We start from the raw sequence: 22949 nt of genomic DNA, 5'->3' as shown, positions 1-22949 counted from the left end.
GAGACCCCGCATGTGCGGAATCGCTGGGTTCGTCTCGCCGTCGCTCGACGCCGGGGCCGCGCCCGAGGTCATCACCTCCATGCTGTCGCTCATCCGCCACAGAGGACCGGACGAGGCGGGCTACTACCTGGGCGACGGCATGGCCATGGGCACGGTCCGGCTGGCGATCATCGACATCTCCCACGGTGCGCAGCCCATGGCGGATCCCGAGGAACGCCACTGGATCTGCTTCAACGGCGAGCTGTACAACTACGTCGAACTCCGCGAGGAACTGCGCGGACTCGGCCACCGGTTCCGCACCCGCTCCGACACCGAGGTCTTCCTGCGGGCCTGGATGCAGTGGGGCCCGGGATGCCTGCCCCGGTGCAACGGCGCCTTCGCCGTGGCGATCCGGGACGCGGTGTCGGGAGACCTCTTCCTGGCACGCGACAGATTCGGCAAGCGCCCGCTGTTCTACGCCGACGGCACGCGCGGCGGGGGCGACCGGGACGGTGCGTTCCTCTTCGCCTCCGAGATGAAGGCGTTCCAGGCGTTCCCGGACTTCCGGTTCGAACTCGACCCCGCCGAACTCGCCTCCACCTTCGCGGCCTGGACACCGCTGCCCGACCGGTCCCCGTTCCTGGGCATCCGCCAGCTCCCCATGGGCAGCTGGATGGTCGTCGGCGGCGGTCGGACCTCACTGCACCACTACGAGGAACTCGCCCTGGAAGCACCGCCCTTCACAGGAACCGCGCGCGACGCGGAACACTTCGTGCGCGAAACCCTGCGGCAGAGCGTGGAGATGAGGCTGCGCAGCGATGTCGAGGTCGGGGTCTACCTGAGCGGCGGGCTCGACTCCTCGATCGTGACGAAACTGACCACCGACCTCTCCTCCCACGAGGTGCGCACCTTCTCGGTGCAGTTCGAGGAGGCCGCCTTCGACGAGTCGGGCAGTCAGCAGGTCGTGGCCTCGCACCTGCGCACGCTCCACTCGTCGATCACCGTCTCCGGCGCCGACATCGCGCGGACCTTCCCGGCGGCCGTCTACCACGCCGAAGTGCCCGCGTTCCGCACCGCGTTCGTCCCGATGTACCTGCTGGCGCGGCACGTCCGGGACGCCGGCATACGGGTGGTCCTCACCGGCGAGGGCGCCGACGAGGCGTTCCTCGGCTATTCGCTGTTCCGCGAGACGCTGGTGCGCGCGGAGTGGAACGAACTGTCGGACGCCGAGCGGATGAAGAGGATCGGCAATCTGCACCCGGAGCTGAGCCACTTCGGCCCTGCGAACCGGGCACGACTGGCGGGCCTCTTCGAGCAGTTCTCGGTGGAGCGCCTGCCCGGCCTCTTCTCGCACGAACTGCGCTACCAGAACGGGCGGTTCGCGGCACGCCTGCTGAAGCGCCGCGAGGACCCCTTCGCGGATCTGCTCGCACTCACGGGGACGACACCGGGCTACGCCGGGCTGAGCGCAGTCCAGAAGGCGCAGTGGCTGGAGTACAAGACCCTGCTGCCCGGCTATCTGCTGTCGACGCAGGGCGAGCGCATGAGTCTGGCGCACGGGGTCGAGAACCGCTGCCCCTTCCTCGACCCGGCCGTGGTGCGGGCGGCGGCGTCCGTGAACCTGCGGTTCGACGACGGGTTCGAGGAGAAGGCGATCCTCAAGCGGGCGTTCCACGGGGAGCTGCCGGAGTCGAGTCTGAAGCGGCGCAAGCAGCCGTACCGCGCACCGGGCGCGAGCGTCTTCAAGGAGCAGCGGCCGGACTACCTGGACCTGATCCTCTCGGACACGGAACTGGCGAAGATCGACTGCGTCGATCCCGTGTTCGCGCGCAGACTCGTGACGAAGATCATGACCACGCCCGACCGGCAGATCAGCACCAAGGAGGACCAGGCGTTCCTCTATCTGCTCTCCACCGCCGTCCTCGACCACCGGTTCGTGAGAGGGCGGGAAGGGCAGCGGAGCGCCCCCGCCAGGGGCGGCATGCACATCCGGACAGTCCACGACCACCGGAAGAGCCGGGGGCCGGAGTCCTCCCGTCCCGTCCTCCCCCGCGCAGAAGGAGTCCGATGAGCACGGTCGAACCGACCTCCGCACACCAGGAAGTTCCCCCCGTGCACGAGGACGAGGCCCTGGCCTCCGAGGACAGGACCCTCGCGCACGAGGACGCGGTCCCCGGCCGCGAGGACGCGGCCCCGGCGCCCGACGACGTCGCGATCATCGGACTCGCCCTGCGGTTCCCCGGTGCCGACACTCTGGAAGAATTCGGCGAACACCTCGTCGCCGGACGCTCGCTCATCTCGGAGGTGCCCGCCGAACGCTGGTCCAAGGAGGACCACTTCGGGGACCCGAGGCGAGGCGCCCAGAAGACCAACAGCGTCTGGGGCGGCTTCATCGAGCACGCGGACCGCTTCGACGCCGACTTCTTCAGCATCTCGCCGCGCGAGGCCGAGAGCATGGACCCCCAGCAGCGCATCGCCCTCGAACTCGCCTGGCAGGCCGTGGAGAACGCCGGGTACGCGGCGAGCGCGCTGGCCGGGACGGAGACCGGCGTCTTCATGGGGGTCTGCCACGCCGACTACGCGGAGCTGATGGAACGCGAAGGAGTGCGGACGGACGTCTACTTCCCCACCGGCACGGCCTACTCGATCATCGCCAACCGCATCTCCTACCACTTCGACTTCCAGGGCCCCAGCATCACCAACGACACGGCCTGCTCCAGTTCGCTGGTGTCCGTGTACGAGGCGGTCCGCGCGCTGCGCAACGGCGACTGCGCTCTGGCCCTGGCCGGAGGCGTCAACCTGATCTGGTCGCCCAAGCACTTCGTCGCCTTCAGCCAGGCGAGCATGCTGTCCCGCACCGGCCGCGCCAGGGCCTTCGACGAGAGCGCCGACGGCTACGTCCGGGGCGAAGGAGGAGCCGTGCTCCTCCTCAAACCCCTTGCACGGGCGGTCGAGGACGGCGATACCGTGCACGCCGTCATCAAGGGCGTCGCGACGAACCACGGCGGCCGGACGAACTCCCTCACCGTCACCAACCCGGCCGCACAGTCCAGGCTCATCGAGCGGCTCTACACCCGGGCCGGCATCCGCCCCGAGACCATCGGCTACATCGAGGCCCACGGCCCGGGGACACCGGTGGGCGACCCGATCGAGATCATGGCCCTCAAGCGCGCCTTCGGGAACCTGCACGCGGCCCAGGGCACCGTCGCCCGCCCGGACACCTGCGGGATCGGCTCGGTCAAGACCAACATCGGACACCTCGAAGGGGCCGCGGGCGTCGCGGGCATCGCCAAGGTGATCAGCGCCTTCGCCCGCCGCGTACTGCCCGCGACCGTCAACTTCGAGAAGCAGAACAAACTGATACGACTCGACGGCACCCCGTTCCACATCGTCCGGGACACCCGGCCCTGGGACCCGCCGCCCGCGAGGACGGACGGCACCATTCCGCCGCGCCGCGCCGGGGTCAGCTCCTTCGGGTTCGGCGGCACCAACGCCCACCTGGTGCTGGAGGAACACCTCCCGGACGACCGACCGGCGGTCGCGGCGTCCGGGAGGGGCCCGGAACTCGTGCCCCTCTCGGCCAGGACCCCGGAACGCCTGCGGGCCGTCGCCCGTCGGCTGCGTTTCCATCTGCGGGGGCGGGCCGCGCCGACGCTCGCGGACCTCGCCCACACCCTGCGCGCCGGCCGGGAACAGATGCCCGCCCGGGTGGCCTTCGTGGTGACCGGACGAGACGAACTCGTCGCTCTGCTCGGGGAGTTCATCGACGGTGCGGACGAGGCCGGCCGGATCCTCGTGGGCGATTCGGTGCGCGGAGCGGAAGGGGACCCGGACGGGACGGTGGAAGCGGCGGAGCGGTGGGCCGGCGGCGCCGCCGCCGACTGGGCGGAGCCGTCCGGCCACCGGGGCACCGCACGGAGGGCGCCCCGGCGCGTGCCCCTGCCCGCCTACCCCTTCGCCCGGGAGCGCCACTGGTTCAGGGCCCCGGGCCGCGACGCCGGGGCGGCGGCCTCGCCTCCGCCCCTCGCCGCCGCTGCCCACCCGCTCCTGCGCGACGGCGGGGCCGGCCCCGAGGGCGGGAGCCTCAAAGCGGTCTTCGACGGGCAGGAGCCCTTCCTGGCCTCACACGTCGTGCGCGGCGAGCGGGTGCTGCCCGCCGCCGCCCAGGTGGAACTGGTCCACGCCGCGGTGGCGCGCGCCACCGGGCGCGACGGGCGAGGGCAGTTCGCCGTCCGGCTGCGCGACGTCGTCTGGCGGCGCCCGATCGTCGTGCGGGACGCACCGGTCGAGGCCACCGTGGGACTGGCGCCCCAGGACGGCGGCGCGCTCGCCTTCGAGATCTCCACCGGCACCGGAACCACCGCGGTGCACTGCTCGGGCACCGCCGAGACCGGTGACCACGGGAAACCGGAACGTCTCGATCTCGACCGGATACGGGCCGCGTGCCCGACGCAACGCGTCCCGCGGGACGTGTACACCGCCTTCCGGGACCGGGGGCTGGAGTACGGACCGGCCATGCGCGGACTACGGGAGATCCGCCTGGGCGAGGGGGAACTCCTCGCCCGCATCGACGCACCCGCGGACGGCCAGGGCACGGAGTCGGGATTCGTGCTGCCCCCGAGCGTGCTCGACGCGGCCTTCCAGGCCTCGCTCCTGCTCCTGGCGGAGACCGGTGACGGACGGGCCGACGGCCCGCCGATGCCGTTCGCGTTCGAGGACCTGACGGTCCACGGCCCCTGCCCGTCCGAGACCTGGGCCCGGGTGCGGCGCCGCGCGCCGCACAGCACCCTCGACGTGTTCGACATCGACCTGTGCGACGCCGGGGGAGCCGTCACCGCCCGGCTGCGCGGCCTGGTGCAGCGCACCTCGTCCGCGAGGCGGGACACCGCTGCGGGCACGGGCGTCGTCACGGCCACCACGGAGTGGACACCGGCACCGTCCGACCCCGACGCCCGGGACGCGGCACGGGCCCCGCACGTCCACGTCCACCTCGGCGGGAGGGCCGCCGCCCATCTGGACACCCTCACGGACATGACCGGTTTCACTGCCGCGCGACTGGCCGACCTCGTACCGGGCCGCGTCGCCGACACCGTCGCCGCGACGACCGGCCAGGTCTTCGAGCAGGTGGCGGAGGTGGTCAGGTCGAGCCCCCGCACTCCGCACCGCTTCGTGGTGCTGGTGGACGACCGGGTGCCGAGGCAGGTGCACGCACCGCTCGTCGGACTCTTCAGAACCGTCGTCCTGGAGAACCCGCGCGTCTCCGGCCGGGTCGTCCGCGTCGCGGACCTCGACGCCGCGCCGCCGGAACGCATCGCGCAGATCCTGCGCACGGAGGCGGCGGACGAGAGCGCCGACTGCGAGATCCGCCACGCCCCGGACGGAACACGCCACGTGGCACGCACCGTCGCGGTCGACCTGACCGAGGGCCCCGCGATCCCGCCGCTCAAGGAGGGCGGGGTGTACTGGATCACGGGCGGTCTGGGCGGCCTCGGACTGCACACCGCGCGCTACTTCGGGCGGCGCGCCGGAGTCAGTGTCGTCCTGAGCGGCCGGTCGGCGCCCGGCGCCGCGAGCGAGGCGGCCGTGCGGGAGCTGCGCGCCTCGGGCATCGACGCCCACCACCTCCCCGTCGACGTCGCGGTGAAGGACGAGGTGGAGCGCGCCGTGCGCACCATCGAGCGGGAGCACGGGCGGCTCGACGGCATCGTCCACGCGGCGGGCGTCCTCCGGGACGCGTACGTCTACACCAAGGACTCGGCCGACCTGCGTGCCGTGCTGGCGCCCAAGGTCGACGGGGTGCTCAACCTCGACGCCGCCTCGCGCGACACCGCGCTCGACTTCTTCCTCGTCTTCTCCTCGGTGGCGGGGGTGTTCGGCAATCCGGCGCAGTCGGACTACGCGGCGGCCAACGCCTTCCTGGACGCCTTCGCCCACCACCGCCGGGCGCTGGCCGACGCCGGGGAACGGAGCGGCAGGACCGTCGCCGTCAGCTGGCCGTTGTGGGCCGACGGCGGTATGAGCGTCGACCACGTGACGAGCGACGCGATGCGCCGCGAACGCGGCTGGGAACCGCTCCCGACCGAGGCCGGGCTCCGTCTCCTCGGCCGCGTGCTCGACGACGGCCCCGCGCACCTCGTGGTGGCGTACGGCGCCTCCGCACGGCTCACCACCGCTCCCGCCGCCGTACCGAAGGACCCGCCCGCCCCCGCGCCCGCCCTTGTCTCGGGGGAGGAGCTGACGCGGCGTACGACCGATCTGCTGAGGCGGGTCGTGGGCGAGGTGCTGCACCGTGATCCCGGCACCATCGACGAGACGGTCGACCTCATCGCCTACGGGATCGACTCGCTCAGCATCCTGGAGACCACGGCGTCGCTCGAAGTGTTCTTCGGCCCGCTGCCCAAGACCATCTTCTTCGAACACACCACGCTGGCGGGCGTCGCCGGCTACTTCGTCGAGGAGCACGCCGACCGGCTTCCCCCGGTCCTCGACGCCGAGGACCCGGCACACCCCGCCGCCTCCGCACACGACGTGCGCGACGTGCCGGACGAACGAGACGCACCCGAGGTACGAGACACACCCGAGACGCGGGACGTGCCGCACGCACGGGACGGCGCAGCGGTTCCCGCCGCCCCCGTCCCGGACACACCGGAGGCCCGAGTGACCGCCGAACCGCCGACCGTCCCCGACACCCGCACCGCCCGGGTGCCGGCCGTCGACGCCCCGCGCGTCCGGCACGACGCCCGGGACCGCGACGTCCGGCACGACATCGCGGTCATCGGCGTCGCGGGAACCTACCCCGGCGCGGAGACACTGGGCGAGCTGTGGCCGATCCTCGAACAGGGCCGTCATGAGTTCCGCGAGGTGCCGCGCGAACGCTGGGACCACGACGCGATCTACAGCCGTGACCGGAGCGTCCTCGGCAAGAGCTCCATCCGGACCGGCACGTTCCTGCGGGACATCGACATGTTCGACCCCCGCTACTTCCGCATCTCGAAACGTGACGCGGAGGCCATGTCGCCCGAGGTGCGCCTGTTCCTCCAGACGGTGGTCCACGCCCTGGAGGACGCGGGCTACTCGCGCGAGACGATCCACCGGCGGTACGACGGCGACGTGGGTGTCCTCGCCGGCTCGATGAGCAACCACTACGGCCTGTACGGCTTCCAGAACAGCCTCGTCCGCGGTTCCGCGGCGACCGGCAGCTACACGGCGACGCTCCCCAACATGGTGTCGTACTTCTACGGGTTCACCGGTCCCTCCATCTTCGTGGACACCATGTGCTCCGGTTCCTCGACCTGTGTGCACCAGGCCGTGCAGATGCTGCGGGCGGGCGAGTGCCGGATGGCCGTGGCGGGCGGGGTGAACCTCCTGCTGCATCCGTACAACCTGATCACCTCGTCGCACGAGCACTTCACGACGACGACCTCGGAGGTGATCCGCAGCTTCGGCGTGGGGGCGGACGGGACGATCCTCGGGGAAGGCGTCGGCGCGCTCGTCCTCAAACCGCTCGTCGAGGCCGAGCGCGACGGCGACCACGTGTACGGGGTCATCAAGGGAACCGCCCTCGCCAACGCGGGCGTGCGCAACGGGTTCACCGTCCCCAGCCCGCGCATGCAGGCGCGCGCGATCCAGAAGGCGATCGACGACGCGGGCATCGACCCACGGACGATCGGCTACGTCGAGGCGCACGGATCGGGGACGTCCCTGGGCGACCCGATCGAGGTCAAGGCCCTGACCACGGCCTTTCGCACGTACACGCAGGACACCGGCTTCTGCGCGATCGGCTCGGTCAAGTCCAACATGGGACATCTTCTGCACGCCGCCGGAATGATCGGCATCACCAAGGTGCTCCTCCAGCTCCAGAAGGGCAGGATCGCGCCCTCGCTGCACAGCGATGTGATCAACCCTGACATCGACTTCTCCCGCACGCCGTTCCGTCTGCAGCGACGGCTCACCGACTGGGAGCCCGTGGTGACGACGGTCGACGGCCGACGCGTCAGCCATCCCCGGCGTGCGGGGATCACCTCGATCGGCGCGGGCGGGATGAACTCGCACATCATCGTGGAGGAGTACACGCGCGCGGACACCGCCGCGCACGGCGGAAGCGACGGGCGCGAGGAACTGTTCGTCTTCTCCGCGATGAACGACGCCGTCCTGGAGACATGGCTCGCCCGCTTCCGGGCCCATCTCGCGGCCGGTTCGCACGAGCCCGCGGATCTCGCCTCGATCGCGTTCACACTCCGCGTGGGCCGCAACGAACTGCCCTGCCGCTGGGCCTTCTTCGCGAGGACCGCGGACGAGGCCGTGGCCGCGCTCGACCGCCGTCTCGCGGGCCACCGCGACCTCGGCCCGGCACTCGCGAGCACCGACCCCGCGTCCGAGGGCCCGCGCGCACTGGCACGGGCGTGGGTCGGCGGCAGGAGCGTCGACTGGCGGGAGGCCGAGGGCGAGCCCCGCGCGTTGCGGCGGGTCCCGCTTCCCCCGTACCCCTTCGAGCGCGTGCGCTGCTGGGTGGACCCGGAGCGGGGTGCGCCGACCGTGACCGCCCCGCTCGCCCTGCGCGAGAAGGTGCATCCGCTGCTCGGCGGGAACGCGTCGGACGTCGACGGGCCGCGCTATGTGCTCGACGTGCACCTCGACGACCTCCTCGACTACGGATACACGTCGGGGGAGCGGCGGGACAGCACGCCGGGGATCGTGCCGACGTTCGCCGTGGAACTGGCGCTCGCCGTCACCCGGGTCTCCGGATTCGCCGAAGGCGCGGTCGTACGCCGGCTGCGCCTCCTCGCCCCGGTCGACTGGAGGGCCGCCGCCCGGCTGGTGACGGTCCTCGGCGCAGCCGACCGGAAGGCGGCCTCCGGCACGGTGTTCGTGGAGGAGGCACGGGGAGCGCGGGTGGCCGTGGCGGAGTTCGACGTACGGACCGGTGACCCCGCACGCACAGCCGCGACCGGGGTATTCGGGGCAGGGGCCTTCGGCGCCGGACCGTACAGGGGACTGCGTGCCGACGACCCGGCGGCCGACGCCGTGGCCACGCTCTCCCGCACCGCGTTCCTCGCGGAACTCGCCGAGGGCGCACTCGGCTACGCGCCGGAGCGCAACGGCACCGAGAGCGCGTACCGGATGCCGGACGGACGGCTGGTGCTCGACGTCCTCCCGCCCGAACTGCTACGGGATCACGTCCGGCCGAACGTCACCCTCCCGCCGCATGTCCTCGCCGCGGTCGCGCAGGGCCTCCAGTTCGAGGCGAAGCGCCTCGGCGCACCGGACTGGGCACGCACGACTCCCCGTCGGATCGACGAGATCCGGCTCTTCGCGCCGGGGAGCGACATCCCGGACGCGGTGAGGTACGTCGTCCTCGACGTGACCGGCGGACCGGACGGTCTGGGCGGGCGCGTCGCGCTGCTCGACGGAAAGGGCCAGGTGGTCGCGGTGCTGTCCGATCTGTGGTGCGGCGAGGGCGAGGCGCCGCGGACCGGCCCGGCCGCGGAAATGGCGCGGGTCGTGGCCGGCGCGGCGGACACCGGCCGGGGACCGGGGGAGGAACCGGCCGGGGAGGTCCGGGACGACCTCGTCTCCTTCGCCGTGGACGAACTGCGGGACATGGCGAGCGACATCCTCAAGTACGAGGCGGCCGAGCTCGACGCGCGGACCGGCTTCGACGCGTTCGGTTTCGACTCGATCTCCCTCGTCGCCCTGGCCGGGCAGGTGCGCGACCGGCTCGGCGTCGACCTGACACCCGCGGCCTTCTTCGACCTGAACACATTCGAGTCGCTGGGCAGGCATCTCGTCGCGGAGTACGGGGAGATCCTGCGCCCGGCCTACGAGCGGTCCCGCCCGACCGGCCCGGCCGAGGAGAAAGCACCCGACGCCGCACCCGACGCAGGAGTCGGCGACGGCGCCCAGGCGGGCGATCGGTCCGAGGCCGAGGAACGGTTGGAGGCGGCGCCCGCGCGCACGGCGCCCGCACGCTCCGCGCCCGGCGCGCAGCCCCTGCCGATCGCGGTGATCGGCGCCGCGGGGCGCTTCCCCGACGCCCCCGATCTGCACGCGTACTGGACGAACCTGGTGGCGGGGAGGGACAGCGTCACGGCGTTCCCCCTCCACCGCTACGACGCCGCCTACGCACGGATCGCGGAATCGTCCGACTTCCCGCACCACGCTGGCGTGCTCGACGACGTGGACGCCTTCGACGCCGCGTTCTTCCGGATCCTGCCGCGCGAGGCCGAACTGATGGACCCGCAGCACCGGTTGGCCCTCGAAACGGTCTGGAACGCGCTCGAACACAGCGGATACACTTCCGCCGGTCTGCCCGAGAGCACCGGACTCTTCTTCGGTGTCTCGGGCACCGACTACGCGACCCTGCTCTCCGCCCACGGCACCCCGCCCGACGCGTTCACCTCCACGGGGAACGCGCACTCCATGCTCGCCAACCGCATCTCCTACGTGCTCGACATCCACGGGCCGAGCGAGCCGGTCGACACGGCCTGCTCCAGTTCGCTCGTCGCGGTCCACCGGGCGGTCGAGGCGATCCGTTCCGGGACGTGCGACGCGGCCATCGCGGGCGGGGTCAACCTGCTGCTCGGCGTCGACACGTTCGTCAGCGCGGCACGGGCGGGCATGCTGAGCCCGGAGGGGCGGTGCAAGACCTTCGCGAGCGACGCCGACGGATACGTCCGGGGCGAGGGCGTCGGCGCCGTCGTGCTGAAACCACTGGCCGACGCCGAACGGGACGGCGACGCGATCCTGGGCGTCATCGTCGGCAGCGCCGAGAACCACGGCGGACGGGCGAACTCGCTCACCGCGCCGAACGGCGCCGCGCAGGCCGACCTCGTCGTACGGGCGATGGGGGACACCGACCCCGCCACGATCGGGTACGTGGAGGCCCACGGAACCGGCACGGCTCTGGGCGACCCCGTCGAGGTGCGCGCGCTCCGAACCGCCTTCCGACGCCTGGGCGGAACCGGCCGGGGCACCTGCGGCCTGGGATCGGTGAAGACGAACATTGGCCACCTGGAGGCCGCGGCGGGCATCGCCGGCCTGCTCAAGGTGCTGCTCGCCATGGAGCACGGCACCCTGCCCGCGACCCGGAACTGCGACGAGATCAACCCGTTCATACAGCTCGACGGCAGTCCGTTCCGCATCGTGCGGGAACGGGAGGCGTGGGAGCGGCCCCGCGACCGCCACGGCCTGCCCGCGCCGCGGCGGGCGGGTGTGAGCAGCTTCGGCTTCGGCGGTGCCAACTGCCATGTCGTCGTCGAGGAGTACGTCGCGCCGGACGCCCCTGGCACGGGACACGCTCCGGACACGGGACACGACCGGGCCACCGGGCACGTCCCGTACACCGGCGGCGCGCAGGACACGGCCGTCGTGGACCGGGTGGTCGTCCCGCTCTCCGCACGCACCCGGGACCAACTCCGCGAACGGGCACGGGACCTGCTGGCGTACCTGGAGGAGACGCCCCGCCCCGCCCCGCTCGGCTCCATCGGCCGGACGCTCCAGTTCGGGCGCGAGCCCATGGCCGAACGGGTCGGCTGGGTCGTCGCCTCGCACGAGGAACTGGCTGAACGGCTCCGGGCGTTCCTCGACGACGGCACGGTGCCCGCCCCCGAGCGCGGTACGGCCCCGGGCAGGGAGCACGGCGCCGTGCCGGGCGGCGGCCCGGACGCCGCCGGGATGCTCGCCCGCTGGACGGATGGCGCCGATGCCGACTGGCACGTGCTGTACGGCGGCGCGTCCGGTCCCGCCCTGCCGCCGCTCACCCACCTGCCCACGTACCCGTTCGCACGCGACAGGTACTGGATCCCGGCCGGTGACGCGGCGGCCCACGGCAGGACGGCCGCCGGAGCACTGCCTGGTGACACGGCGGCAGGAGCGTCGACCGGCGCCGCCCGGGACGACGGCGCGGCCCGGACAGCCGGTGCGTCGATCGGCACGACACTGCTCGTGCCGCGCTGGACACCGAAGCCCGCCATGCCCGGCCTGCCCGGGACCGCCGCACCCGGTCCGGCCGACAGGAAGTCGTACCGGCACCACGCCGTCATCCTGTGCGACACCGCGGCGCACGCGCGCACCGCCGTCGAGCGCCGCATGCCCGACGCCCGCTGCCACACCGTCAGGACCACGAAGACCCGGCCGGAGAGCCGCTTCACCGACCTCTCGCGGCAGGTGTTCGAAATCGTCCGTGAAGTGGTGCGGGAGACTCCCGACGGTGGCGCCCTCGTACAAGTGGTGACCCCGGCCCAGGGCGACCAGGCCGTCGGCCTGGCCCTCGCCGGACTGCTGCGCACCGCCTCTCTCGAACACGCGGTCGCCGGTCAGGTCGTCGGACTCGAAGGGGAACGCGACGCGGACGCCGTCGCGGAGCTCGTCGCGGCCGACGCACGGCAATCGGAGGACGAACTGGTTCGTCACCGGGGCGCCGAACGCCATGTCCGTACCTGGGAGCCGAGGACGCCGGACGGCACCCGCACGCCCTGGCGAGCCGGGGGCGTATATCTGGTCACCGGCGGGGCGGGCGGCATCGGCGCGCTGGTCGCGCGCCGGATCGCCCGGGACGTCGACGCCCCGGCGCTCGTGCTGGTCGGCAGGTCGCCGCAGGACGCGCGCGTGGACCGGCTGCTCGCCGAGCTGCGCGAGGCCGGTGCCACGGCCCGGTACGCCGCCGCGGACGTCTCCCGCTGGGAAGAGGTGCGACACCTCGTCGCCCGCACCGTCGAGGAGAACGGCGGGATCCACGGAATCGTCCACGCGGCGGGCGTGATCCAGGACGGCCGGCTGCCGAACAAGACCGCGGAACAGTGGGAGGCGGTGCTCGCGCCCAAGGTCGACGGCATGGTGCATCTCGACCGGGCGACGGCGCGGCTGGCGCTCGACTTCTTCCTCGCCTTCTCCTCCGGTGCCGCCGTCACCGGCAACCCCGGCCAGGCCGACTACGCGACCGCGAACGCCTACCTCGACGCGTACGCGGCCGTGCGCAACTCGCGCGTGGCGGCGGGTGAACGACCGGGGCACACCCTCGCGATCGCCTGGCCGCTCTGGAAGGACGGCGGTATGACGGTGGACGACGCGACACGCGCCCGCCTGCGACGGGAACGGGGTCTGGTCCCCATGGAGTCGGACGAGGGGATCGAGACCTTGCTGCGGGCCTGGCGGCTCGGCGAGGCGGGCGAGGACCGGATCTGGGTGCATCACGGCGAGACCGCGAAGGCCGTACCCCCGTCGGGCCCGGCCCGCCCGACAGCATCCGCACCGGAGTCCGTGCCGGCGACCGCACCCCTGCCCGAGTCCGCACCCGTACCCGCGTCCGTGCCCGGGGCGGTCGCCGTCGGCCGGGAGCGGGAGACGCTCCGCTCCGTCGTCGAGACCTTCGCCCGAGTCACCGGGGTTCCCGTCGAGGACATCGACGCCGACCGGCCGCTCGCCGACCTGGCCCTCGACTCGGTCATGGTCATTCAGCTCAACCGGGAACTGTCCGTACGGTACGGCGAGGTCCCGACCACTCTCTTCTACGAATTCCCGACGCTGCGCGCCGTCGCCGGTCGCCTCGCCGGTCCGGCAGCCGTCCCCGGACCCGCGTCCGCACCCGCCGCCGACGACGGCCCGTCCGGGCCGGCCGCCGTGGTGACGGCACCCGTGCCGCGGCCCGCGGCGGACGCACCGGACGAGTCCGCCCGTCCCGAACCCCCCGGCCCCGACGAGGCGATCGCGATCATCGGCATGAGCGGGCGCTACCCGCACGCCGGGAACATCGAGGAATTCTGGGAGAACCTCAAGGCCGGACGCGACTGCGTCACCGAGATCCCGCCCGGCCGATGGCCGCTCGACGGTTTCTACGAACCGGACCGTGCCAAGGCCATCGCCACGGGCCGCAGCTACCACAAGTGGGGCGGGTTCCTGGAGGACTTCGACGCGTTCGATCCGGCCTTCTTCCGGATCGCCCCGCGCGACGCCTACGCGATGGATCCGCAGGAGCGCCTGTTCCTCCAGGCCGCCTGGGAAGTGATCGAGGACGCGGGCTACACCCCCGAGGAACTGGCACGCCGTCACCGGCGCAGGGTGGGGGTCTTCGCCGGGGTCACCAAGTCCGGTCACGCCCGGCACGGAGCCGCGCTCCTGCCGTCGGGCGAGACGGTCGTGCCGTCGCTCTCCTTCGCCTCGCTCAGCGCGCGGACCTCGTACGCACTGGACCTGTGCGGGCCGAGCCTCACGATCGACACGATGTGCTCGTCCTCGCTCACGGCGATCCACGAGGCGTGCGAGCACCTGCGCAGGGGCGCGTGCGAACTCGCCGTCGCCGGAGGGGTGAACCTGTATCTGCACCCGTCCGACTACGTCGAGCTGTGCCGTTCCACCATGCTGTCGACCCGGCCGCGGCTGCGGAGCTTCGGCAAGGGCGGGGACGGATTCGTGCCCGGCGAGGGCGTCGGGGCGGTGCTCCTCAAACCGCTCGGGCACGCCCTGGCGGACGGGGACCGGATCCTCGCCGTGGTCCGCGGGACCAGCGTCAACCACGGCGGACGCACCCACGGTTACACGGTGCCCAGCCCGACCGCGCAGGCGGAGCTGATCGACGACGCGCTGACCAGGGCCGGGATACCGGCGCGACGGCTGAGCTACGTCGAGGCGCACGGCACCGGGACTGAACTCGGCGACCCGATCGAGGTGCAGGGGCTCTCGCTGGCCTTCGGGCGGTCCACCCGGGACAGGCAGTTCTGCGCCATCGGGTCCGTGAAGTCGATGATCGGCCACCTGGAGGCCGCGGCGGGCATCGCGGGCCTCACCAAGACCGTGCTCCAGCTCCGGCACCGCACGCTCGTCCCGAGCCTGCACTGCGAGGAGCCGAACCCGGGCATCCGGTTCGAGGAGACGCCGTTCTTCGTCCAGCGGACCCTGGAACCCTGGGAGTCCGAGGACCCGCGGATCGCGGCCGTCTCGTCCTTCGGGGCGGGTGGGTCGAACGCGCACGTCGTGATTGAGGAGTACGTGGCCGACGAGACCGTGCCGGAGCCGGTGCCCGAAGCGGGCGAGCAGCTGGTCGTGCTCTCGGCACGGACGCCGGAACGGCTCCGCGAGGCCGCCGCACGCCTGGCGGCGTACCTGGAACGCGGTGAACGCGACGCCTCGGAGCGGCGGGACATCAGCCTGACGGATCTCGCCCACACGCTGCGGACCGGACGCCGGGCCATGCGCGAACGCCTCGCGCTGACCGTCTCCTCGCTCGCCGAACTGCGGCACGCGCTGCACGGCTACGCGACGGCCGGGGACGGCGTACGGGCGCCGGGCCTGCACCGGGGGAGCGCGGGGAGCGCACGGGGCGCCGTCGCCGAGATCGCCGCCGACGACGAGCTGCGGGAACTGCTGGTCCAACGGTGGGTCGCGGCGGGGAAGCTCGACAAGCTGGCCGCTCTCTGGGTCGACGGCGTGGAGCTGGACTGGCACGGTCTCCACCCGGTGCGGCCCCGCCGGGTGTCCCTGCCGACGTACCCGTTCGCGAAGGACCGGTACTGGATCGGTGACCTGGAGCCGGCCGGGGAAGCCGGCCCCGGCGCAGCCGCGCCGATCGGCACGCCGCGCCCCCGGGACGACGCCGCCCCGCACTCCGACGCCGCGTCCGCCGAGGCCCCGGACACCGACGCCCCGCCCACCGGCGGCCTGCTCACAGTCGCCCCGGAAATCGGCGACCCGCCGACCGGCGCCCCGGACACCGGGGGCGCGACCGCCGATGGACTCACGCGTGAGGGGCGCGTCGCAGCCACCGTGCGCGCGAAGGTCGCGGACGTACTCGCGATGCCGCAGGACGAGCTCGACGGCGCGCTCGCGTTCGCCGACCACGGGCTCGACTCGATCCTCGCGGTCCGGCTCGTGCACCTGCTCAACGAGACGTTCGGACTGGACCTGCCGACCGGTGTGGTCTTCGACCACAGCTCCCCGGACCGTCTCGTCGCCCATCTGCTCGCGGAGTACGAGGACATCGGGGCCGTGCCTTGGACCCCGGCTCCGACCGCACCGCCCGTCCCGACCACACCCACGGTCCTCTCCACACCCCCGGCAACGGCCGCGTCCCCGGCCGCCCCTCGGAACGCGGCCTCCCCCGTACTCCCGGAAGCCGTCCGGGAACCGGTCCCCGCGGCCTTCGCGCCCGCTCCCACGTCCTCCCGGCCCGCCGCCGACCGTCCACCGGTCGCCGTCGTCGGCATGAGCGGACGGTTCCCCGGCTCCGACACCCTGGACGAACTCTGGACCCACCTCGTCGACGGCGACGACCTCGTCACCGAGGCGACCCGCTGGGACCTCCCGGGTACCGGGCCCGACGGATCACCTCGCTGCACGCGCGGCGGATTCCTGCGTGGCATCGACGAGTTCGACCCGCTGTTCTTCCGGATCTCGGGGGTCGAGGCCGCGGCCATGGACCCGCAGCAGCGCCTGCTCCTCCAGGAGTCGTGGAAGGCCCTGGAGGACGCCGGGCACGCCGGCGGGCAGCTCGACGAAGCCCGTTGCGGCGTGTACGTGGGCTGCTGGAGCGGGGACTACCAGGACATCGTCGGGGACCACGGGCCCGCGCAGGCGTTCACGGGCAACATGGCGTCCTTCATCCCGGCCCGCGTCTCCTACTACCTGAACCTCAAGGGGCCCGCGCTGGCCGTCGACACCGCCTGCTCCAGTTCGCTCGTCGCGATCGACCTGGCGTGCCGCGGGCTCTGGTCCGGCGAGACGGACCTGGCCCTGGCGGGCGGGGTGTTCGTCCAGTCGACCCCGCGCCTCTACGAACTGGCGGGACGCGCCGGGATGCTCTCGGCGACCGGACGGTGCCACACCTTCGACCGGCGCGCCGACGGCTTCGTTCCCGGCGAGGGGGTCGGCGTGGTCGTGCTCAAGCGCCTCGACGACGCCCTGGCCGACGGTGACCACATCCACGGCGTGATCCGCGCTTCGGGCACCAACCAGGACGGCGCCACCAACGGGATCACCGCGCCCAGTTCCGTCTCGCAGGAGCGCCTGCTCCGTGACACCCATGCCTCCTTCGGCGTCGACGCGGGCACCATCGGGCTCGTCGAGGCCCACGGCACCGGTACCCCTCTCGGCGATCCCATCGAATTCTCGGCGCTCGACCGGGCGTTCAGGGCATCCACCACGAAGTCCGGCCACTGCGCGCTGGGTTCGGTCAAGACGAACATCGGGCACACCCAGTTCGCCGCGGGTGTCGCCGGTGTGTTCAAGGTCCTCCTCGCCCTGCGGCACCGACGCATCCCCGCCTCGCTCCACTTCGAGACCGCGAACGCCGCCATCCGCCTGGACGGCAGCCCGTTCTACATGAGCACGCGCGACCACCACTGGGAGGCCCCCTTTGGGGGCGGTCCCCGTCGCGGCGCCGTCAGCTCCTTCGGCGCCGGGGGGACGAACGCGCACCTCGTCATCGAGGAGGCGCCGCCCACCACCCGCGCCCGCCGCACGACGCGCCCCGCCCAGCTCGTCCTCCTCTCCGCCCACTCACGCGAGCAACTCGCCCGGCAGGTCGCCCTTCTGGCGGCGCACTGCCGCCGTGAGGCGTCCCTCGACCTGAGCGACCTCGCCTACACGCTCACCGTCGGCAGGGCCGGGCTCGCCCACCGGTTCGCCTGCGTGGCGCGTGACCGCACCGAGCTGCTGAGGATCCTCGACCAAGGACTCGACGGACCCGACGCGTACACCGGGCACGCGACGCGGACGTACACGACCGGTGCGGATCCGGAGGCCGACGCGGGCGCCGACCTGCTGCGCCGCTGCGCGGACCCGGCACGGGCCGCGTCCGCCGACCTCCACCACGCGGATCTCACCGCCCTCGCCGGGCACTTCACCCGGGGAACGGCACTCGACTACGGGAAGGTCTTCGCCCCCGGAGCCCATCTGCGGGTGCCGCTGCCGACGTATCCCTTCGCCAGGGAGAGCCACTGGGCCGGACCGGTCCCCCCGGCGGACCCGCCCGCACTGTCCCCCGTCACGGCGCACCGCGCGACGGCGGCCCATCCGCTGATCCACGAGACGTCCCCGGCCGGGGACATCGGGAACGAGCCGGGCACACTGCGCGCCACCACCGTCTTCAAGGGTGACGAACCGGTGCTGCGCGACCACACCGTGCGCGGGCAGCGCGTCCTGCCGGGTGTCGTCCACCTCGAAATGGCGCGCGAAACCGCTGTCCGGGCGCTCGGCATCGACGCGGGGACGCCCCTGCGGATGCGCGACATCACCTGGATACGGCCCCTCGTCCAGGACCAGGAGCCCGTGACCGTCGACGTCCTGGTGAAACCGGCGCGTTCCGGCGGCGACCTCACCTTCGAGATCAGCTCGCGGGCCGAGGACGCCACCGCGTCCGTCGTCTGCTCCACGGGGCGGGTAGCGGTCCTGGACACCTCCCGTCCCGAACGCGTCGACATCGCGCCGCCGCGCGCCGACGGCACGCGCACCGTGCCCGCCGAACGCATCCGCGAGGCGCTGGCCTCGATGGGAATCGTCCACGGTCCGTCGCTGCGCGCCGTCCGCGAGGCGCACGTCGGTGAGGGCACCGTCCTCGCCGTCCTCGACCTGCCCACCGAGGCCGACCCGGCGGGCGCACCGTACGTCCTGCACCCGGCCCTCATGGACTCCGCCATTCAGGCGTCGACCGCGCTCCACATCACCGGCGGCGCCCAACCGCCGGAAACGGCCGTGCCGTTCGCGCTCGATCGCCTGGAGATCCTGGCCCCGTGCCGGGCGTCGATGCGGGCCGTGATCCGGGTCGCGGACCCGGCGGGGGAGACCACGCCGCTCAGCAGACTCGACGTGGACCTCGTCGACGAGGACGGCCAGGTGTGCGTCCGGATGACCGGCTACTCCTCGCGACGCGCGAAGGACCCGGTGCCCGAACTCTTCGCCCCGGTATGGGAACCCGCGAACACGCGTGGGCACACGGACGGCGGCGCCCCGGCCCCCGGCCACGTCCTCGTCGTGGGTGGCACGGACGAACAGCGTGCCGCGCTCACCGGCCGGTACCCGCGCGTCACGACATGGGGCCTCGCTCCCGGGGCATCGGTCGACGAGGCGGCCGAGCGGCTGCGGACCGTCGGCCCGATCGACCATCTCCTCTGGATCGCCCCCGAGACCGGGGACACCGCGCCGGACGGCCCGTCGGCCCTCCCGCCGACGGACACCGCCGGCTTCGTCGCGGCCCGGGAGAGCGGCGTCGTCGCCGCCTTCCGGCTGATCAAGGCGCTCCTGCACACCGGACACGACGCCCGCCCGCTCGACATCACCCTGGTCACCCGGCGTGCCCTGGCCACGTACGACACGGAGCCGACGGCCCCCGCCCACGCCGGGCTGCACGGCCTCTTCGGATCGCTCGGACACGAGTACACGCACTGGTCCGTCCGCCGGACCGACCTCGACGCCACCACCCTGCCCGCCGACCTCCTCACGCTGTCCGTCCCGGCCTCGGACGGCCCCCTCGCACACCGCGCGGGCCAGTGGCTGGTCCGGCGGTGGGCGCCCGACGAACCGGCCGGCACGCGGGAACAGGTGTACCGGCAGGGCGGCGTGTACGTCGTGATCGGAGGCGCGGGCGGACTCGGCGCGGTCTGGACCCGGCACGTCGTGGAACGGTACGGCGCACACGTCGTCTGGATCGGACGGCGCCCCCACGACGACGAGATCGAAGCGAAACTGCGCGCCTGCGGCGGCGACGTGCGCTACGTGTCCGCCGACGCCGCGGACCCCGCCGCCCTGCGCCGCGCCCGCGCCCGGATCGAGGCCGACCACCCGCGGATCCACGGAGTGGTCCACGCGGCGCTGGTGCTGCGGGACCAGAGCCTGGCCCGGATGGACGAGCCGACCCTCCGCGCGGCCCTCACCGCGAAGGTCGACGCCACCGTCGCCACCGCCGAGGTCTTCGCGGACGACGTACTCGACTTCATGCTGTTCTTCTCGTCGGTCCAGTCGTTCACGACGGCCGCCGGACAGAGCAACTACGCGGCGGGATCCACCTTCACCGATGCCTATGCCCAACACCTCTCCCGCCACCGGCCGTACCCCGTCAAGGTCATGAACTGGGGCTGGTGGGGGAGCACCGGAAGCGCCTCGTCGCAGCTCCACCGGGAGAGCATGGCGCGCTGGGGACTGGTCTCGATCGAGCCCCCCGAGGCGATGCGGGCCCTCGACACGCTGCTGGGCGGCCCGCAGCGACAGGTGGCCTTCGTCAGGTCGAGGCGGCCCGACGCCCTCACCGGCATCGACCCGGGCTCACGCATCACCGTCCACGAGCGGGCGCGGACGCGTGTCACCTCCGACGCGGTCCGGGCCGGTGTCGCGGCGCCCGCCGACCCCGAGGCGCTGCGCGCGGTCGCCGACTGGCGCAGGACCGAACGCGATCCGCTGCTCGCCCGCATGCTCCGCGCACACCTCGGAACCCTCGGCGTGCTGCCCGGTCCCGGAACCACCGACCCACGCGAGCGCGCCACCCGTGTCGCGGAACTCCGCGAACGCGCCGGAATCCTGCCCGGGTACGACACCTGGCTCGATCACGCACTCCGCGTCGTGCCACCGTCCGGCCCGTCACCGGCAGAGGCCCGGCGCGAGTGGGAACGGTACCGGGAGCGGTGGTCCGCGGACCCCGACAAGAAGGCCGAGGCCGCCCTCCTCGACGCCACCCTCCAAGCCCTGCCCGACATCCTCACCGGCAGGACCCGGCCCACCGACATCCTGTTCCCGCAGGGCTCCGTCGCGCTCGTCGAGGGCACCTACCGGAACAACCGGATCGCCGACCTGTACAACCGTGCCATGGCCGACGCCGCCGCGGCCGTCGTGGCCGAACGGCTGCGCCTGGACCCCGGCGCGCGTCTGCGCATCCTGGAGATCGGCGCCGGTACGGGCGGCACCAGCGTCGGCATGTTCGCCGCGCTGCGCCCCTTCCAGGAACACATCGAGACCTACCTGTACACCGATCTCTCCAAGGCGTTCCTCAACCACGCCCGCACCGCGTACGGACCACAGGTCCCCTACCTCGCGTACACCCGCTTCGACGCCGAACGGCCCCTCGCCGGGCAGGGCGTGGAGACCGGGGGCCACGACCTCGTCATCGCCGCCAACGTGCTGCACGCCACGCGCGACACGCGCAACACCATCCGCAACGCGAAGGCGGCGCTGCGCGACGGAGGCTGGCTGCTGCTGAACGAGCTCGCCGCGTTCGACATCTTCAGCCACCTCACCTTCGGGCTGCTGGAGGGCTGGTGGCTCTTCGAGGACCACGCGCTGCGCATCCCGGGCTCGCCGGCGCTGTCGCCCGACAACTGGCGACGGGTACTGGAGAGCGAGGGATTTCGCTCGTCCGTCTTCGTCCTGCCCCAGGCGCACGAGCTCGGGCAGCAGATCATCGCGGCCGAGAGCGACGGGATCGTACGGCAGGAGGTGTCCGCGCCGGAGCGCGCGACGCCCGCGCCCCGGCGAGCGCGTCCCGGAACCGGGACGGGGACGGTCACGGGCACCGGGACGCGGCCCGGGATCGTCGCGCCGTCGGCCCCGCATGCGGTTCCCGCACCTGAACGGGTCCTCGAACCGGCGCGTGAACCGGCTTCCGGAGCGCCGGATCCGGCCTCGTCCGTACGACGGCGCTCCGGAAGCCCGGCCGGGACCGAGGCGACCACGGGGACGACGGAGTCCGCCAGGACCGCGGGGGCCCCGACCGACCCCGCCCCGGAGGAGCGGGCGGAGACGATGGCACGGTATCTCCGCGAACAGGCTGCGCGGACCCTCGGCATCCCGGCGGACCGGATCGCCCCCTCGGCACCGCTCAGCGACTACGGCCTGGACTCCATCCTCGTCCTTCAACTGACCAACGCCCTGCGCGAGGACCTCGGCGACATCTCGTCCACCCTGCTCTTCGACGCCGAATCGGTCGAGGGACTCACCGCCCACTTCATGGAGAACGGCGGCTCCCGCGTCGACGGCCTCATCGCACGCCTGCATCCCCACGCGCCCGAACCGCCCCCCGCCCGACTCCCCGACGCGGGCGCGCCCCGGGCAGCGTCACCGGCGCGCCCCGCCGCCGGTCTCCTCCGCACGGCGGTGGAGACGGGCAGCCCGGAACAGGCAGCGGACCTCCTGTCGGCCGCCGCCCGGATCCGGCCCGTCTTCGCGGCCGGGGACGGGCCCGAACCGGCCACGCTGCGGCTGTCGGACGGCGCGGGGGAACAGGCCCTGGTCTGCCTGCCCTCCCTCGTCGCCCCGACCGGGGCCCACCAGTACGTGAAGTTCGCCACCGCACTCCACAACCGCCGCCAGGTGTGGACCGCCGCCATTCCCGGATACGCCGTCGGCGAGCCGCTCCCCGCGACCCTGGAAGCGGCCGCGGACACACTGGCGACGACACTGCTCCGGCGCCTGGGGGAACGGCCGTTCGCGCTCGCCGCGTACTCCTCCGGAGGCTGGCTCGCCCACGAGGTCGTCCGGCGGCTGGAGCAGGCCGGCGCCCCTCCCGCCGCGCTGGTGCTGCTCGACACCCCCCGGTCGACCGGCACCGCCATGGCGCGCGGAATGTGCGTACTGACCCGGCGGCTCCTCGAAAAGCTCCCCCAACTTCCGGCGATCGAGGAGCAGTTCACCGCGATGGCATGCTACGCGGAACTGCTCGACGGCTGGCGGCCCGGACTGGTCGCCACCCCGACCGTGCTGGTACGGGCCGCAGACAGCACGGCCCTGCTCGGCGACGGCACACGTGCCGGATGGCCCGTTGACCACGAGCTGCTGGAGGTGACGGGGGATCACTTCTCCATGCTCGAAGAGCATGCAGGGGCGACCGCGCTCGCGGTTCACCGATGGCTGTCCACCCTCGGCCACGACCGTCGGGCGCGCTGACGCCACGACCGACGGGAGCCCTGACCCGAAAGCCGTTCCCCGCCGTCACCACCGGACGGCGGGGAGCGGCCGTACCGGGAGGCGGACCGTACGTCCGTCGCTTCGGCCCCGGC

2 protein-coding genes are annotated in these 22949 nt (G+C 73.1%); both read left to right on the top strand.

Translation table 11 applies throughout. The features are described 5' to 3' along the window. Positions 1–10: 10 nt before the first annotated feature. The gene (asnB, locus tag ACFYY6_RS32105) at positions 11–2050 is read left to right on the top strand and encodes an asparagine synthase (glutamine-hydrolyzing) (protein WP_389196911.1); all 2040 of its coding nucleotides are present in this window, start codon (positions 11–13) and stop codon (positions 2048–2050) included. Further along, on the top strand, positions 2047–22836 hold the full coding sequence (locus tag ACFYY6_RS32100) for an SDR family NAD(P)-dependent oxidoreductase (protein WP_389196909.1): 20790 nt from the start codon (positions 2047–2049) through the stop codon (positions 22834–22836). The genes asnB and ACFYY6_RS32100 overlap by 4 nt, the downstream gene beginning before the upstream one ends. Positions 22837–22949 lie beyond the last annotated feature (113 nt).

The sequence above is a fragment of the Streptomyces sp. NPDC001750 genome, assembly GCF_042892615.1.
In the GTDB taxonomy this organism is placed as follows: Bacteria; Actinomycetota; Actinomycetes; order Streptomycetales; family Streptomycetaceae; genus Streptomyces.
This window is presented reverse-complemented; position numbering and strand designations above follow the sequence as displayed.

What these genes read in the sequence shown, in the direction of transcription:
- asnB (WP_389196911.1), top strand. Translation starts at nt 11, where the DNA reads ATGTGCGGAATCGCTGGGTTCGTCTCGCCGTCGCTCGACGCCGGGGCC.
- ACFYY6_RS32100 (WP_389196909.1), top strand. Translation starts at nt 2,047, where the DNA reads ATGAGCACGGTCGAACCGACCTCCGCACACCAGGAAGTTCCCCCCGTG.